Source organism: Pedobacter nutrimenti (assembly GCF_032678445.1).
Lineage (GTDB): Bacteria > Bacteroidota > Bacteroidia > Sphingobacteriales > Sphingobacteriaceae > Pedobacter > Pedobacter nutrimenti_A.
The window spans coordinates 137391-154119 of sequence record NZ_JAVTSQ010000014.1 but is presented as its reverse complement, the minus strand read 5'-3'; the positions used below and the strand labels follow the sequence as shown (position 1 = coordinate 154119).

Genomic DNA, 16729 nt, shown 5'->3' with positions numbered 1-16729 from the left:
TTCTTATTTATAGATTAGAAAGTAACATTTACATTAAAGCCGATGCTTCTTGTCGTTGGTGTCTGTAAGCCAGAAGTTGCCTCACGTCCCGAGTACTGATCAACATCAACATCATTATAGGTAGAGTTGATGAAATAAAGCAGGTTCCTGCCAACCACCGAAATACCAGCCGTACGGATAAATGTCTTAGACAATAATTTTTTAGGCAATTGGTAACCTATGGTCACCTCCCTGAGTTTTGCATACGTCCGGCTCATCATGGTATTTTCTTTTGCATTATAGAAAACCCCTATATAATCCTGTAACAACTGTGGTGTAGTATTGGGCGCAAAAGTGAGCTCATTGTAATTGGTGATCACACCTGTAACCGGATCAAATTTGATCTTTCCGTTATTGGCAACCACAACACCATCACCTACCCAGGTTCCTTTATAATTCTTATCATTTACATGAAGAAAATCCTGGTAACGGGCTTCTCCCATTTTTCCTTGAACGGTCTCGATCTGACGTCCACCCTGGAAAGATTTGAGGCGCACATAATCCTGCATGACACCACCAACTTTTCCATCCAGCTGGAAACTGAAGCTGAAGTTTTTATATCGAAATTTGTTGCTGATGCTCCAAACCCAGTTTGGATCAGCATGACCTAACAATTGGTTCACAGGCAAAGCAATTGGAGTACCACTAGAGGTATGGATCACTTTTCCGTCTGGTGTTTTAGCGAGAACTGAACCATATACATTATCAATCCTGTCGCCTGTTTTGAAAAACTGATCTACATAAGTTTCTCCCGGGGCAAGTTCCTTGTAGGTTTGCTTATAGGTAGACCAATTCACCAATACATCCCAGCCAAAACGCTCATTACTTACCGGCGCACCCGACAAACTCAATTCCACTCCACGATTCTGTGTTTTTCTTCCGTTGATGGTATTTGTAGTGAAACCCGTGGCGGAGGTAATGGCTTGTTTAATGATCTTTGGTCCGTCAACATACCGGAACCAGGTACCTTCCAGGCCCAGACGGTTGTTGAGGAATTTCAAATCCGCTCCCAACTCATAATTGGTCCTGCTTTGCGCCTTAATTGAATTGATGTCAATCAGGTTGTCGGTGTAATAAGCTGCCGGCTGATTATTATAAGAAGGCCTGATGCTGTAAGGTGACGACAATCCATAACCCGGCCCGCCATAAGATGACGTATACTCTGCACCATAGCCCAGAGGATAGGTCTGCAGTGGTGTAGCACCTATGTAATCCAAGGTACCCAGACCAGGATCCTTCACGTTCGCATAAGAAGCCCTCAGCTTAGCAAAAGAGATAAATGATGGCAAGGTGGTATAATCTGAGAAAACAGAGCTTAAAGAAGCCGATGGGTAAAAAGCGGTATTATGTCCCGGAGGCAAAGCTGAGTTTTTATCTACCCGGCCTGTTGTATTTAAATTTAAATATTTTTTAAAGCTTAAATCTACAGAGTAGAATGCGCTCATCACCAGCATGCTGGAATTAAAATTAAATGCTTTTACCGGGTTCTTGGAATTGGAGAAATTATAAACATTAGGAACATTCAGATAATCTGTTGTGGTGAAACTGGAATTGTAATTAAAATTACGGATGTTTCCTCCACCAAAAGCACTGATGTCAAAAGTTTGGTCTATGTTCTTGTTGAACTTCAGGATCAGCTGCGTATTGTTTTCAAACATACTTCTCCGGTCCTCCCGATAATCACCCAGGGCTTGCTCTCTTCCGTATGGATGCGCAGAAAAAGGCATTTTTTCTGTTCTTAACTGATCGTAGGTAGACACTTGTGTTTTCAGCATCAGGTCTAAACCTTTAATGAAATTGTAGTTTAAGGAAGCATAACCATTTACATCATTCTTTTGATGTCCCCTCAACCATTCATAAGACATGAAATAAGGATTGTGATAACGCGTATATTCTGCAAAGACAGACTGTATGCCTTCCTTTCCTGGCTGCCAGTAATTCTTCATGTCATCGATATTCCAATCTGCTCCGCCCCAAAGCGTCATATTGTAAATGACACTGTTTGGACCATAGTTTACATCCGGTATATTTTTGGAGTATTGTCTGCTGTAGTTAATATAAGCTTCTGCTTTCAGTTTAGCACTCAGATTATATCCTCCGCTTACATTAAAGCTATTGATGTTCAGATCGGTATTTGGTATAATCCCCTTCTGGTAATTATTCGAAATAGATACCCTTAAATTATATTTATCATTTGCAGTAGACAGGGCAATATTATTGGCCGACAGAATACCCGTCTGGATAAACCTCTTTAAATTGTCTTTTCCACGGGCCACCCATGGTGTACCCTGACGTACACCGTTCTTATCCACCGGGCTGTCATATTGCGGGATCAGCTGACCTTCAAATTTGGGGCCCCAGATGTCATAATCTGCATCATTTAAACCGTTTCCTTTACCATCGCCAAAAGCATAAGCACTATGTTCTCCCGCACCATATTCGTCCTGGCTTTTGGGCAAGGCAATAAAACCTTTATTAAACTGGGTACTTGAATTCAATTCAACCGTGAATCCTTTATCGTTAATCTTTCCCTTTTTAGAGGTAATCAGCAAGGCTCCGTTGTAAGCCTGGTAGCCATACAATGCTGCCGCAGCCGGTCCTTTTAATATCGTATAACTTTCAATATCATCTGGATTGATGTTCCAGGTATCGGAATTGATCGGCACTCCATCAACGACTACCAGGTTCACGCTGTTTCCACGCAGATACACAGATGACCTGCCCAGGAGTTCTGAAGAAACACCAACGGTCAAACCAGCTACCTTTCCCACCAGTCCGTTTACCGGATTCGCCTCTCTGGCTTTAACCAGATCTGCACCTTTCACTTCCTGGATGGCATAGCCGAGGTTTCTCTTCTCCTTCCGGATGCCCAGTGCCGTAACCACTACTTCATTTAAATTCCTCGAATCTGCTTTAAGGATCACATTCAGAGTTGTACTGCCGCTAAGCTGTATCTCCTGCCTTAGAAAACCTACAGAGCTGAAAACAAGAATATCCTGAGTGCCTGCCTCCAGGCTAAAACGACCGGACTGATCTGTGGACACTGCTCTTTTTGTTCCCTTAACAAGTACACTTACGCCGGGAACGGCCTGTTGTGAGTCATCTCTAACGACTCCTGTGATTTTAGTTTGTGCCCAGGTTAAATAGGGCAAGAGACATAGAAACAGCAAGGTTACTATGCTCATTTTTGGTTTGTAAAGAATTTTCATGTAAGTCTGGAATCTTTAATTGGTTTTGGACGCAATATTAAGGTCTGGGTGTTAGCAGGATAAAAATTCTGAGTTAACAAATACCAGTATTTTCGTTTAGTATTTGTTAACAGAACTGTAAATTGGTAACAAAAACATTACAGTTTTTCTCACTTTAATTAACCTGGTTGCCGTTACTTCACAATAAGTAAAAAACCACAAAACCTCATACCTTTATTACATGGATTCAAGAAGAGATTTTCTTAAAAAAGCGGCCCTGCTCAGCGGTGCAACAGGAATGGCTAGTGTTATCCCAATGTCGATACAAAAAGCGATGGCCATTAATGCCGATCCGGGCACTACATTTTATGATGCAGAGCATGTCGTTTTCCTGATGCAGGAAAATCGTTCATTTGATCATTTTTTTGGAACTTTAAAAGGGGTTAGAGGATTTAATGACCCAAGAGCAGTCCGACTTCCCAACAGCAATAAGGTCTGGCTTCAGGAAGATCAGAAAGGAAATACATATGCCCCGTTCCATGTAGACATTAATAAGACGAAAATTACCTGGCAGGGCGGTCTTGCCCATTCCTGGCCAGATCAGGTTGCCGCAAGAAATCAGGGAAAACACAATCATTGGGTACCTGCAAAATCCTCCATGTGTCTGGGTTATTACAAAAGGGAAGATATTCCTTTTTATTACGCACTAGCCGATGCTTTTACCGTATGCGACCACAGCTTTTGCTCTTCCCTAACAGGAACAACACCAAACCGCCTGTTCTTCTGGACAGGTACCATCAGGCCGGAACAGAATGGCGAATCCATAGCGGTAGTGAACAATTCTCAGGCAGAATCACAAGACAACGTCTTTGTAGACTGGGAAAGCTTCCCAGAAGTACTGGAAAACAATGGTATTGACTGGAGAGTTTACCAGAACGAAGTATGGACAGCCAAACTACCCGAAGAAACAGATGACTGGCTGGGAAACTACGGCGACAATCCCCTGGAATATATCAAAAGACACCATGTAAAGCTTTCTGCTTATTTCAGAAAAAATGGAGACTCTACCAGCGCTCCAAAATTAACTGCGGAAGAAGTTAAAGAGAAATACGATAAACTCTCGGAAAAGGAGAGGAATCTTATCAATAAAGCATTCACTACCAATATGCAATCACCAGAAGACTATCTGGCCCTGGCCCCCTATACCTTCACCGATGATCAGGGTGTTCAGCAAACCATCAATATTCCTAAAAATGATATTTTTCATGAATTTAGAAAAGATGTAGACCAGGGCAAACTACCCACAGTATCCTGGCTGGTTGCCCCGCAGCGTTTTTCAGACCATACCAGTTCTCCTCTCTATGGCACATGGTATGTATCGGAAGCACTTGATATCCTCACTAAAAATCCGGAGGTATGGAAGAAAACCATATTTATATTAACTTATGATGAAAATGATGGTTATTTCGATCATTTACCACCATTTGTTGCGCCTAATCCAAAAGATGCTTCAACAGGTAAGGTTTCATCTGGCATTGATGCCGACGTAGAGTTTGAACGCATCGCGGGAAGTCCTTTAGGTTTGGGTTACCGAATCCCGTTTGTGGTCGCCTCTCCATGGAGTAAGGGTGGCTATGTAAACTCCCAGGTATTCGACCACACTTCGTCATTAATGTTCCTGGAAAAGTTTCTAAGCAAGAAAACGAATAAAAACATAAAAAGCAACAACATCAGCAGCTGGAGACGGGCCGTTTGCGGAGATCTGACTTCTGTATTCAGACCTTACAAAGGCGAAAAACTATCCCCTCCCGCAGCGCTGAAAAGAGAGGCTGTTATTGACACCATTCAAAATGCGAAGAATAAGCCACCTCAGGTTAAACCAAGTCCACTGAGTAAGGCGGACATAGAGAACATCAACACCCATCCTGCCTTTTCCCCAATGAGTTCTCCTTTTATGCCAAAACAAGAAAAAGGAATGAAACCCGCCTGTGCACTGCCTTATCGTTTATACGCTGACGGCACTTTAAACGCTTCAAAGACTGGAATTGAATTGATCATGGAAGCCGGTAAGGCCCTTTTCGGTGCCAAAGCAGAGAATACCGGAGCTGCATTTAACATCAGTATCTATAATACCAACAATGAAGTAAAACCCAGAGCCTATGCGGTAAGTCCTGGAGCCCAGCTTACAGATGAAATAGGCTTGCAGGAATTTTCAGAGGACCGGTACGATATTGCAGTACATGGGCCCAACGGTTTTTTCAGGCAGTTTAGCGGGAGCAAACAGGATCCGGAACTACGAATCAGCTGTACCTATGAATCCACCAGCAGGCTCAATAAAAAACTGAATGGGAATATCAAGCTGATCATTGAAAATACCGCTAACCGTGAACACAGCTTAAACGTAAAAAGTGCCTCGTACAATCATGCACTACCAGATGTAGTACGTATACCTGCCAAAGGAAAAACCGAACTGACTGTTGTTCTTAAAAAGAGTTATGGCTGGTACGATGTCATTCTGGAAAGCAAAGAAAGCCCTGGCTACCTTAGAAAATACGCCGGCCATGTAGAAACAGAAGAAGAATCGATTACCGATCCGCTCATGGGGGCCATGGCTTAATCTAAATTTAATAGGGGATTAGAATTAATCTTGTAACTTGCCCTCTAAACCGACATGCTTAACCAGATGATAGCGCCATGTGTATCATCTGGTTAAACATCAAAGGCTCCATCTGACAATTAAAAACAATAAAATAGATGAAATTAAGTGTCCTTGTTTTTATCACTGCACTGGCGGTGGGCATATCCATCAGTCTGGTCAATTTTCACTTCCAAAACAGCTGGTATTACATGCTCGTTTCTTTTGGCGTTTCCTTTATCACCAGTTTCATTGTCTTTTACTACCTTTTGGAAAAATACATTTACTCTAAGGTCAAACTGATCTATAAGCTGATCCATAACCTCAAACTGGGCAAAGATTTGAAAGATGCCCTGGGTGAATATGTAAGTACTGACCCTATTAATGATGTAGAGCAGGAAGTAAAGGAATGGGCCGGTGCTAAAAAGAAGGAAATTGAGGTTTTGAAAAAACAGGAACAATTCAGAAGAGAATTTCTGTCTAATGTTTCCCATGAATTTAAAACACCGCTCTTCGCCATACAGGGCTATATAGAAACCTTGCAGGATTGCATTACGGACGACCCGGAACTGGCTGTAAAATTTCTAAAGAAGGCAGAAAAAAATGTGGAGCGCCTAAGCTACCTGATTAATGACCTGGACTCGATCTCTAAACTGGAAAGCGGTGAGATCCCGATCAATTATGAAAAATTCGATTTTGTCCTGCTGGCCAAAGAAGTCATGGAAACCATGGAGGATAAGGCCCGGACTAAAGATATACAGCTGTTTTTCAAAGAGAAGTATACCCATCCGGCCATGGTTAGGGCAGACCGCGAAAAAATCCGCCAGGTACTGATCAATCTGATCCAGAATTCCCTGAAATATGGAAAGGACCACGGTTCTACGGCCATTAAAATTTTCGAACTCCATGACCAGTATCTGATTGAGGTTACAGATGACGGTATCGGGATAGATGAAAAACATCTGCCAAGATTGTTTGAGCGTTTTTACCGGATTGATACCCACCGGGCAAGGGAAGTTGGGGGAACAGGACTTGGTTTGGCTATTGTTAAACATATCCTGGAAGCACACCAGCAGATTGTTTCTGTGCGAAGCACCTTGCAAATCGGAACAACCTTTGCCTTTACCCTGGAAAAGATTGGTTAAAATTTTAATAACAAATTAGTGTAAACCCAATACTTAACACTAACTTAACATTGCAATCCTACTTTTGTAAAATATTTTGTAGTTAAAATAGACAGGGCGTATGCTTAAAGATATTAAAGGCCTGCACCTCCATTTGACGAATAAAAGAAACTAAAACATACAGATGAATAATATTTTTAAGTTCTTTACGCCTAAAGACAAAAAATTTCAGCCCCTATTTGAACAAGCAGGAAGCAACGTTTTAAAGATCTCTGAAGCCTTATTACTTGCTTTAAGCACCACTGATCTGGAAAAAAGAAAAGAGCATATTAAAGAAGTTGAGCGTCTGGAGCATGTTGGGGATGACATTACCCATTCTATATTCCTGGAATTGAGCAAGAACTTCATTACCCCATTTGACAGGGAAGACATCCACTCTCTGGCAAGTGCAGTAGACGATATTGCAGATTACATCCATGCTTCAGCAACAAACATTGAATTGTATAACATTACCAAAATTGGTGATTCTATGATCAAACTTGCAGAATTGCTGGTGGAAATGTGCACCGATCTTGAAAAAGCAATCAAAGAATTGAGAAGCTTCAAAAACATCCGTGTAATTGCTGATGCTTGTGTAAGGATCAATAGTGGTGAAAACCAGGCAGATTATGTTTGCAATCTGGCTATTGCCCGTCTATTTGAATTTGAAACTAACGCTATTGAATTAATTAAACAAAAAGAAGTTCTGCAAACTTTAGAACTTGCAACTGATAAATGTGAAGATGCAGCGAATGTGTTGGAATCTATTTTGGTAAAGAACGCTTAAAACTTCAAAAAATGGTAACAACCTTACTGGTCGTTGTAATTATTTTGGCTATTGGATTCGATTATATCAATGGCTTTCATGATGCAGCGAATTCTATTGCGACAATTGTATCCACCAAAGTACTTTCTCCTTTTCAGGCTGTGCTTTGGGCGGCTTTATTCAATTTCGCAGCCTACTTTTATTTTACAGACCATAAAGTAGCCAATACAATCGCCAAAACGGTTGTAGAAAATTATATTACCCTGGAAGTGATCTTTGCAGGACTGGTAGCCGCCATTGTATGGAACCTGTTTACCTGGTGGTTTGGTATACCTTCCAGTTCTTCCCATACTTTAATTGGAGGTTTTGCAGGAGCAGGTATGGCGAAAGCAATGACTCTGGGGCACGATGCCCTGGCTGCAATTAACTTTGCACCGATCTTTAAAGTGATTGCCTTCATCGTTCTGGCACCGGTTATTGGTATGATGATCTCTGTGATCATTTCCATCATTATCCTGCACATTTCCAAACATGCCCGGCCGTCTGTTGCAGAAAAGTGGTTCAAAAGACTTCAGCTGATCTCTTCTGCAGCATTAAGTTTTACACATGGTGGTAATGATGCCCAGAAAGTAATGGGTATTATCTACGTAGCGATGGTGGCCGCGAACGTACTGCACACAGGAGATGTCATGCCAGAGTGGATCCCGATTTCATGTTATGCAGCTATTGCATTGGGCACCATGAGCGGCGGATGGAAAATCGTAAAGACCATGGGTTCCAAGATTACGAAAGTAACCGCTTTTGAAGGTGTTGCCGCAGAGGCTGCCGGTGCAGTAACTCTCGGAATTACCGAGCACTTCGGTATTCCTGTATCTACTACACATACCATTACAGGTTCAATTGTTGGGGTGGGTTTATTAAAAAGGGTTTCAGCAGTACGCTGGGGGGTTACGGTTCGTTTGCTTTGGGCATGGATACTAACCATTCCCGTTTCAGCAGTTCTTGCCGGTCTGGTGTATGCCGTAATACATCTTTTGTTTTAATCTGTTTGAGGCCTTATGGCTTTATCGATCATAAAAAAAGCAACCCATTGGGTTGCTTTTTTGTTAGAATTCTATTTGAAGGGTCACCTCATTAGTGCCCCGATCCGGCAATACCCAGTCTGGTCCTTCTTTAACAAGCCTGATGGCCTCCTCCACATAATTTTGTGCAGAATGACTTAATATTTTGAATGCACTCGTTTTACCGTTCTGGTCCACTGTAAAAGTCAGAAGTACAAAAGGATTTTCCTCGTTACGGATTAATCTTTTATTCTTTTCCAGATAAGTCCTGTAGCTTTCATATCCCTCCTTTGGCTGAGGAGCCGCCTCGGCCATCTTACTTCTTGCGACCATAGCAGCTGCTGGTACAGGCGCAACCATCTTTCTCGCCATCGGAGCCATTTCCTCTCTTTTCTCTTTCTTTGTATCTGCAACAGCTGCATATGCATTTGTTTTCGCTGCTGCAATGGCTTTATCCATCTCTTTATCTGCTTTAACAGATGCCGCAGCAGTAGGTGCTGCCGCTACCTGACTTTCTTTTGGTGCAATCACCACATCCACCTTTTTCGGCTGTTGCTTCGCCATCTGTTCCCTGGCCGCATTATTTTTCATCCAGAACACAATGCTCACAGAAATAAACATTACAGCTGCAGTTGCAGCAATACTTAAGCGCTGCCAGGTGACTACAGATTTCTTTTTATGGGTGGCCTGAGCAGACACCCTATCCTGTAATTGCTTCTGAAGCAAAGAAATGGATTGAAGTGACCGTTTGGGTGATGCACTTAAACCAGCCAAAGCCTCCGCCACAAAAGGATCTTCCAGGGCATGTTTTTCCACCATGTGCATTGACCTGGCATCAAGTTTACCATCCAGGTAATCTTCTAAAACATCTATATCTAACCAATCCTTATTCACTGCTGTTCTTCTCCATACAAATTTTCAAATTCCGTTTACCGTTCTGAATATAGCTTTTCACTTTAAGCATTTCATATCCGGTTATTTCGGCCACTTCTTTATAGCACTTTTCCTGCAGATAAAACAAATCCACACTAATTCGTTGCTCGTCGGGAAGGGTCTCCATGCACTTTTCCATTACGGTAAGTTGCTGTTCTTTTGTATCGTCGATATCAAGATGCACAAACTCACTGTTTTCCACAAATGTTTCTTCCAGAGAGACCGTATTGTTTTTGGATGATTTCCGAATCGCCATCAGACAATAGTTTCTGGCCAGCACATGCAACCAGCTTTTAAAATTCTGGACTTCATGGATCCGGAGTTTCACCACCAGTTCTTCGAAGATTTGCATCACAGCATCTTTGCTCTGTTCTTCATCTTTCAGATAATTAAGGCACACCCCAAAAACCAGATGCATGTAACGATTATACAATGCGCCCAATACCTCCAGATCACCGCTTGATTTGTATTGCAAAATCAGTTCGGTGTCGTTCTTCTCGTTTATCTTATGCTGGTTCTTTATAAATTTCAATGATCTGCTGCGGAAAAATCTAATCAAGTATAAAAATATTTTCCGACTTATCCAGTATTACCCCCGCAATCGGGCATTTCCTCTACACCTTTTCCATTTAAAACCTTACAAGATGTCCATAAGACCCTATCCTACAGACGGCATAAAATCAGATCAAACTCTTTTTAACGATGGCCGAAGATTTGCTATCTTCAAAAAAAATAAACATGAAAAAGATCAGCATTTATATGGCCGCTACGGGTTTAGTTCTATTAAGTTCTTTACAGGTTGAGGCACAATCTAAACTTGGCAGTATTCTAAAGAGTATTTCGTCAAAACAAACGAAGTCGACAACTACCAAAACAAGCAGTTCAAGTGCTTCAACTGGAACCCCTTCTACACTTGAAATTGGCCAGGGCATAAAACAAGCCCTGGAAATAGGCATTGCCGCCGGAGCAGATAAGCTTTCGGCTAAAGATGGTTTCTTTGGTAATATGGCGGTTAAGATCCTGTTTCCACCAGAGGCCCAGAAAGTAGAAAAAACTTTAAGGACTATTGGTTTAGGTTCCCTTGCCGACAATGTGGTTTTAAGTCTAAACCGTGCTGCAGAGGATGCCGCCAAAGAAGCAAAACCCATCTTCCTGGCCGCGATTAAACAAATGACGGTAGCCGATGCAACCAATATTCTGCTGGGCAGCAGCGATGCCGCAACTCAGTATTTCAAAAAGGCAACTACTGCTCAGCTCATGGAGAAATTCAAGCCGGTGATCTCCGCCAGCTTAAATAAAGTTGGTGCCACAAAATACTGGACAGATGCCGCAGGACAATACAATAAACTTCCATTGGTTAAACCGGTGAATGCAGATTTATCTGATTATGCAACCCAAAAGGCAATCGATGGGATGTTTATCCAGGTGGCTCAGGAAGAGTTAAAGATTCGTGGCAATACGGCATCCAGATCAACTTCTCTGTTGCAGAAGGTGTTTGGTTATGCAGATAAAAATAAATAAGTAAGCTTTATAAAAATAAATGTACTCTTCGAACACTGAAGTCCTTGCCGCGCTGCGCTCTGGTGGCAAGGCCCTCTGAGGTGTTCTCTGAGTAACATTGATTTTTCTGGGCGCTTAGCTGGGGGGCGAGTCCGGGGAGGGTGCAGACAATGTTATGGAAATCGTTTAGTCTTGAAAAGACCTAATGTTTATTCCTTATACCTGGCTTTTTTAGAGCTAGACAGGTCCTGGCTTCGTCTTGATTCGTCACTTCTCCGCCGCTTCTGCGCCGTAACTTAGGCAAACAGGTACTTTTACCGGACAATCTGCGCTAAAAGGCCGGATCATCGAACAACGAATACAAAGCCAGGTATAATCCAGCCCTCATCCATAACCCGCTCTGCACCATACCTAGTTTATGCGCCATACCTAGTCTATGCGCCATACCCGGTCACCACCCTCCTCTGCAATTTGCTAAGGAAAATTCTCGTACGCTGCGGAAAGACCTCAGAGATCTGCGGGCTCCTTCAGCCCGCCTGATATCGTTAGTCTTGAAGCAGCTGTACAGAATTTTCCGAACAATTCACCCCATTTTCACCAAAGCTTACTCTTTTCTGTTTTTTTAACCTACTTTTATAGAATACATTAGTAACAATATAAAGTAGATTGGATTTTAAAGACTTTAATTTTAACCCCGAATTATTAGAAGGGTTACTGGCAATGGGGTTTCGCAATGCCACACCTGTTCAACAACAGGCTATTCCTCTTATTTCGGCTAAAAAAGATTTAATTGCCTGCGCACAGACCGGAACCGGTAAAACCGGGGCTTATCTTTTGCCGATTATGAACATGATCAGTGCAACGGAAAATCGTCACAATAACACCTTGATTTTAGCGCCAACCCGGGAGCTGGCACAACAAATAGACCTTCAGGTAGAAGCGCTCTCTTACTTTACCAATATCAGCTCACTGACCGTATATGGCGGCGGTGACGGTATAGCCTACGAGCAGCAAAAACGCTCTATGCGGGAAGGCGTAGACATCATTATTGCTACCCCAGGAAGACTGATCTCGCATCTTTCTTCAGGAGTGCTAAAACTGGACCAGTTGCAACATCTGGTCCTGGATGAAGCAGACCGCATGCTGGATATGGGTTTTTATGATGACATCATGAAAATTGTGAGCTATTTACCAACGAAGAGACAAACTGTACTCTTCTCCGCCACAATGCCTCCCAAGATCAGAAAACTGGCTGCAACATTACTGGACCAGCCTGAACAGATCAGCCTGGCTATCTCAAAACCTGCTGAAGGAATTTCGCAGCAGATCTACCACGTACACGATGCGCAAAAAGTTCCATTACTCACCGGAATATTGAAAACAGATGATTACAAAAGCATTATTGTTTTCGCTTCTACCAAAGAAAAAGTAAAGAATTTAGGTAAAGTGTTTCGCGGTTTAGGTTTAAAAGCAGAAGCTTTTCACTCCGATCTGGGACAGAAAGAACGTGAAAGTATTTTACTTACCTTTAAAAACAAACAGCTTCCCATCCTGATCGGAACAGATGTATTGAGCAGGGGAATTGATGTGGAAGGTATTGACCTCGTTGTTAATTTTGATGTCCCTCACGACGCAGAAGACTATGTACACCGCATTGGACGTACAGCCAGAGCTGCAACCAAGGGAACAGCTATAACGCTGGTCAACGCAAAAGATAAACGCAAATTAGACAGTATTGAAAAGCTGATTGAACGCAAAATTGACGTGATACCACTTCCAGAAGATATTGCAGCAATAGAAGCTGTTCATAAACCTGAAGCACCAAGAAAAAACAATACAAACAATTCCAGGAAAAAGAAGGTTTGGCATAAGAAGAAAGCGTAATCCTTCTTTTTCATCCATTTTCTTATCTTTACCTATATGCAAAATCTTCCTCCTTTAGCTGAACGTATGCGTCCTCAAAATCTGGACGAATACGTAGGGCAGAAGCATCTGGTAGGTCCCGACGCTGTCTTGCGTAAAGCCATTCAAAGCGGACAACTTCCTTCCATGATCTTCTGGGGGCCGCCGGGTGTTGGGAAAACCACGCTGGCCTATATCATTTCGCAGACCCTGGACCGTCCTTTTTTCAACCTGAGCGCCATCAATTCCGGTGTCAAAGATATCCGCGATGTGATTGACCGCGCAGCCTTATTAAAAGACAGCCTCATGGGCTTACCCATTCTGTTTATTGATGAGATCCACCGGTTCAGCAAATCCCAGCAGGACAGTCTGCTTGGTGCAGTAGAAAGAGGACTAGTCACCTTAATTGGTGCGACCACTGAAAATCCATCATTTGAAGTCATCTCCGCCTTACTTTCCAGATGCCAGGTCTATATCCTGAAATCTTTGGACGAATCTGAACTTTCCGGTTTGCTGCATACCGCGATCAAACAAGACGTTGTATTAAAAGACAAAAAAATCACCATAAAGGATCATGAAGCACTGATCCGGCTTTCCGGCGGCGATGCCAGAAAATTGCTCAATGTACTGGAGATTGCCATCAATGGAATTGGCGGAAATAAAATTGTGCTCACCAATGAAAATGTACTGGCACATGCCCAGCAAAATCTGGCTTTGTACGATAAAGCGGGTGAACAGCATTATGATATTATTTCTGCTTTTATCAAATCTATACGAGGCAGCGACCCTAACGCCGCGGTTTACTGGCTGGCCAGAATGATTGAGGGAGGCGAAGATCCTTTATTCATTGCCAGAAGACTGCTTATTTTAGCTTCGGAAGATATAGGCAATGCCAATCCAAATGCCCTACTCCTGGCCAACAATTGTTTCCAGGCGGTAAATGTGATTGGCTATCCGGAAGCCAGGATTATTCTTTCACAGGCAGTAACCTATATGGCTTCTTCTGCAAAGAGCAATGCATCTTATGAGGCCATCAACAAAGCGCAAATGCTGGTGAAACAAACCGGTAATTTACCTGTTCCCCTCCACATCAGAAATGCACCAACCAAGCTCATGAAAAATATCGGCTATGGTAAAGATTATAAATATTCCCATGGCTATGAAGGGAATTTTTCTGAACAGGAGTATTTGCCTGAACAAATCAGTGGCACCAAACTCTATGATCCAGGCAAAAACCCGGCAGAAGATAAACTCCGGGAAAAATTAAAACAGAACTGGAAAAACAAGTATAATTATTAATTTGTAGCTAAATGCTCTTCACATTTTTAAATCATCAATGGTTAGGTTTCTGGAGATCCAGGGGCAAAGGTGGCAGTATTGCCCTTCAAATTGTCATGGGGATCCTGATCCTCTACATTTTAGCCTGCGCGCTAATCGCAGGACTGGCTTTTGAAGAACTGATTAGAAAGTTCTTCCCAGGAAAAGATATTGCATCTGTATTCAATGGGGCTATCCTTTACTATTTTGCCATTGAATTCTTAATGCGTCTGCAATTGCAGGAACTTCCCACCTTATCTATCGTTCCTTACCTGCATCTGAATATACCAAAGAATAAACTGGTCACATTTTTAAATGTCCGGGCCCTTTTTTCTGCCTTTAATATCCTTCCGGTATTTCTCTTTTTCCCCTTTTGCGCAACCTATATCCATGATACCAATGGTGTGCTTACGGAACTGTTATTTATGCTCTCCATCTTTTCTTTAACGATCTTTAACAATTATCTGGCATTATATGTCAAAAGGCTATCCACTGCAAGCACGATATTTGTTTTTTCGGGCTTGTTCCTTTTGCTCAGCTTTGGCACGCTGGAATATCTAAAAGTGTTCTCCATATCGGACTTGTCCAACCGGGTATTTGCACAGCTTGCCACACATCCTGCAATTGGAACTATCTTTCCCATACTTGCCTTCGTAATGTTTCGGATCAATGCCTCTTACTTAAAAAACAACCTCTATATAGAAGGACTATCCAGGGGTGAGAAAAAGAAATCAGCAACAGATTACCCATTTCTCAATAAATTTGGTGAAGCCGGCACTCTGGCCGCATTGGAGATCAAACTGATCTTAAGAAATAAACGCTCTAAATCAACCGCATCGAAAGGCCTTCTTTTTATTCTTTATGGCTTTCTTTTTTATAAAAAGGAGCTGATCAATAAAGATGAATTTGGAATGATATTGTTTGCAGCGACTTTCATGACAGGTAATATGATCCTGCTTTACGGTCAATTTATGTTTGGCTGGCAAAGCGCGGAATTTGACGGACTAATGGCCAGTAAAACCAGCATTAAGAATTTTATAAAATCAAAATTCCTGTTGTTCAGCATTTCTTCTACGGTACTCACACTGATCATCAGTCTATATGGACTCATCAGCTGGAAAATACTATTGGTACAGTTTACAGCTTATTTTTATAGCATCGGCATCGCGTCTGTGCTGGTGCTGTATTTTGCGACCAGGAACTACAAATATATTGACCTAAGTAAAGGATCCAGTTTCAACTGGCAAGGTGTTGGAGCTTCTTCTATGCTGATGAGCCTCCCGGTTTTTCTGCTTCCTTTTGTGATCTATATTCCCCTATCCTATTTCTTCAATCCGTACCTCGGACTCTCAGGTGTGGCTATTTTTGGATTGGCGGGTTTATTTTCCCGGACTTTTTGGGTAGATTTCTTAGTCAAAGAATTTAACAAAAGAAAATATCAAATAGCCGAGGGCTTTAGAGAACGCTCATGATAGAAATAAAAAACTTAAAGAAGGTTTACGCCGGACGTACTGTCGTTAACATAGAAAGCCTGGAGTTTGGTTCGGGAGAAACAATTGGTTTGGTTGGAAATAATGGTGCAGGAAAAACAACCCTGTTTAGAATGCTACTTGATCTGATTAAACCAGATTTCGGAGAAATTCTATCTAAGGAAGCCGATGTTTCCAAACTAGATCAATGGAAAAACTATACGGCGTCCTATCTTGACGAAGGTTTCCTGATTGATTATTTAACACCTGAGGAATATTTCGTCTTCATTGGAAGCCTGCACCATAAAACCGCTGCTCATGTACATGACTACCTGAAGCGGTATGAAGAATTTTTTAACGGAGAAATTTTAGCCAGCGGGAAATACATCCGGGATTTTTCTAAAGGGAATCAAAACAAAATCGGCATTGCCGCAGCAATCATGCAGGATCCTGAACTCCTGATACTCGATGAACCTTTTGCCAATCTGGATCCAACCACACAGATCCGGTTGAAAATGTTGATCAGAAACCTACAGAAAGGCCACAACGTAACGACCTTAATTTCCAGCCATGATTTAAATCATGTTACTGATGTTTGTGACAGGATCATTTTAATGGAAAAAGGCCTTATTATTAAAGATCTCCGTACTGATGAAAACACACTAAACGAATTAGAAGCCTATTTTTCTGAATAGCTCTGTACTGAATTTTGGTCACCCCAGCTAGGCAAAAGCGCATCATCCCACTAAGAACCGG

At 42.1% G+C, this 16729-nt stretch carries 12 protein-coding genes; 9 read left to right on the top strand and 3 right to left on the bottom strand.

Annotation, left to right across the window (positions count from 1 at the left end):
* Positions 1–14: 14 nt before the first annotated feature.
* Positions 15–3224: a SusC/RagA family TonB-linked outer membrane protein gene (locus R2S08_RS23985; RefSeq protein WP_316837509.1), complete on the bottom strand. Its 3210-nt coding sequence runs from the start codon at positions 3222–3224 to the stop codon at positions 15–17.
* A 244-nt stretch (positions 3225–3468) separates the two neighbouring features.
* On the opposite strand from R2S08_RS23985, the gene R2S08_RS23980 reads away from it, so the two are divergent.
* The 4 genes from R2S08_RS23980 to R2S08_RS23965 all read left to right on the top strand — a co-directional run bounded on the left by R2S08_RS23980 (position 3469) and on the right by R2S08_RS23965 (position 8834).
* Entirely contained in the window at positions 3469–5844 is a 2376-nt protein-coding gene (locus tag R2S08_RS23980; protein ID WP_316837508.1) for a phosphocholine-specific phospholipase C, read from the top strand.
* A gap of 137 nt (positions 5845–5981) precedes the next feature.
* Complete coding sequence (locus R2S08_RS23975; RefSeq protein WP_133783690.1) at positions 5982–7007, top strand: sensor histidine kinase; 1026 nt, start codon at positions 5982–5984, stop codon at positions 7005–7007.
* A gap of 163 nt (positions 7008–7170) precedes the next feature.
* Positions 7171–7812 carry a DUF47 domain-containing protein gene (locus tag R2S08_RS23970; RefSeq protein WP_199076840.1) on the top strand — a complete coding sequence of 214 codons (642 nt, stop codon included), beginning with the start codon at positions 7171–7173 and terminating at the stop codon, positions 7810–7812.
* Between the two features lie 11 nt (positions 7813–7823).
* Complete coding sequence (locus R2S08_RS23965) at positions 7824–8834, top strand: inorganic phosphate transporter (protein ID WP_316837507.1); 1011 nt, start codon at positions 7824–7826, stop codon at positions 8832–8834.
* A gap of 63 nt (positions 8835–8897) precedes the next feature.
* Here R2S08_RS23965 and R2S08_RS23960 read toward each other — a convergent pair whose 3' ends face one another.
* On the bottom strand, positions 8898–9746 hold the full coding sequence (locus R2S08_RS23960) for a hypothetical protein (RefSeq protein ID WP_316837506.1): 849 nt from the start codon (positions 9744–9746) through the stop codon (positions 8898–8900).
* The gene (locus tag R2S08_RS23955; RefSeq protein ID WP_316837541.1) at positions 9739–10317 is read right to left on the bottom strand and encodes a sigma-70 family RNA polymerase sigma factor; all 579 of its coding nucleotides are present in this window, start codon (positions 10315–10317) and stop codon (positions 9739–9741) included. The genes R2S08_RS23960 and R2S08_RS23955 overlap by 8 nt, the downstream gene beginning before the upstream one ends.
* A 206-nt stretch (positions 10318–10523) precedes the next feature.
* On the opposite strand from R2S08_RS23955, the gene R2S08_RS23950 reads away from it, so the two are divergent.
* From R2S08_RS23950 to R2S08_RS23930, 5 genes are all read left to right on the top strand, one after another.
* Positions 10524–11306 (top strand): DUF4197 domain-containing protein, encoded by a 783-nt coding sequence (locus R2S08_RS23950; RefSeq protein ID WP_316837505.1) that lies wholly within the window; start codon positions 10524–10526, stop codon positions 11304–11306.
* A gap of 645 nt (positions 11307–11951) precedes the next feature.
* A complete protein-coding gene (locus R2S08_RS23945; protein WP_316837504.1) occupies positions 11952–13169 on the top strand; it encodes a DEAD/DEAH box helicase in 1218 nt (405 codons plus the stop codon).
* 36 nt (positions 13170–13205) lie between these two features.
* On the top strand, positions 13206–14486 hold the full coding sequence (locus tag R2S08_RS23940; RefSeq protein WP_316837503.1) for a replication-associated recombination protein A: 1281 nt from the start codon (positions 13206–13208) through the stop codon (positions 14484–14486).
* Between the two features lie 11 nt (positions 14487–14497).
* Entirely contained in the window at positions 14498–15976 is a 1479-nt protein-coding gene (locus tag R2S08_RS23935; RefSeq protein ID WP_316837502.1) for a DUF5687 family protein, read from the top strand.
* Positions 15973–16668, top strand: a complete 696-nt coding sequence (locus R2S08_RS23930; RefSeq protein WP_316837501.1) for an ABC transporter ATP-binding protein — start codon at positions 15973–15975, stop codon at positions 16666–16668. The genes R2S08_RS23935 and R2S08_RS23930 overlap by 4 nt, the downstream gene beginning before the upstream one ends.
* Positions 16669–16729 lie beyond the last annotated feature (61 nt).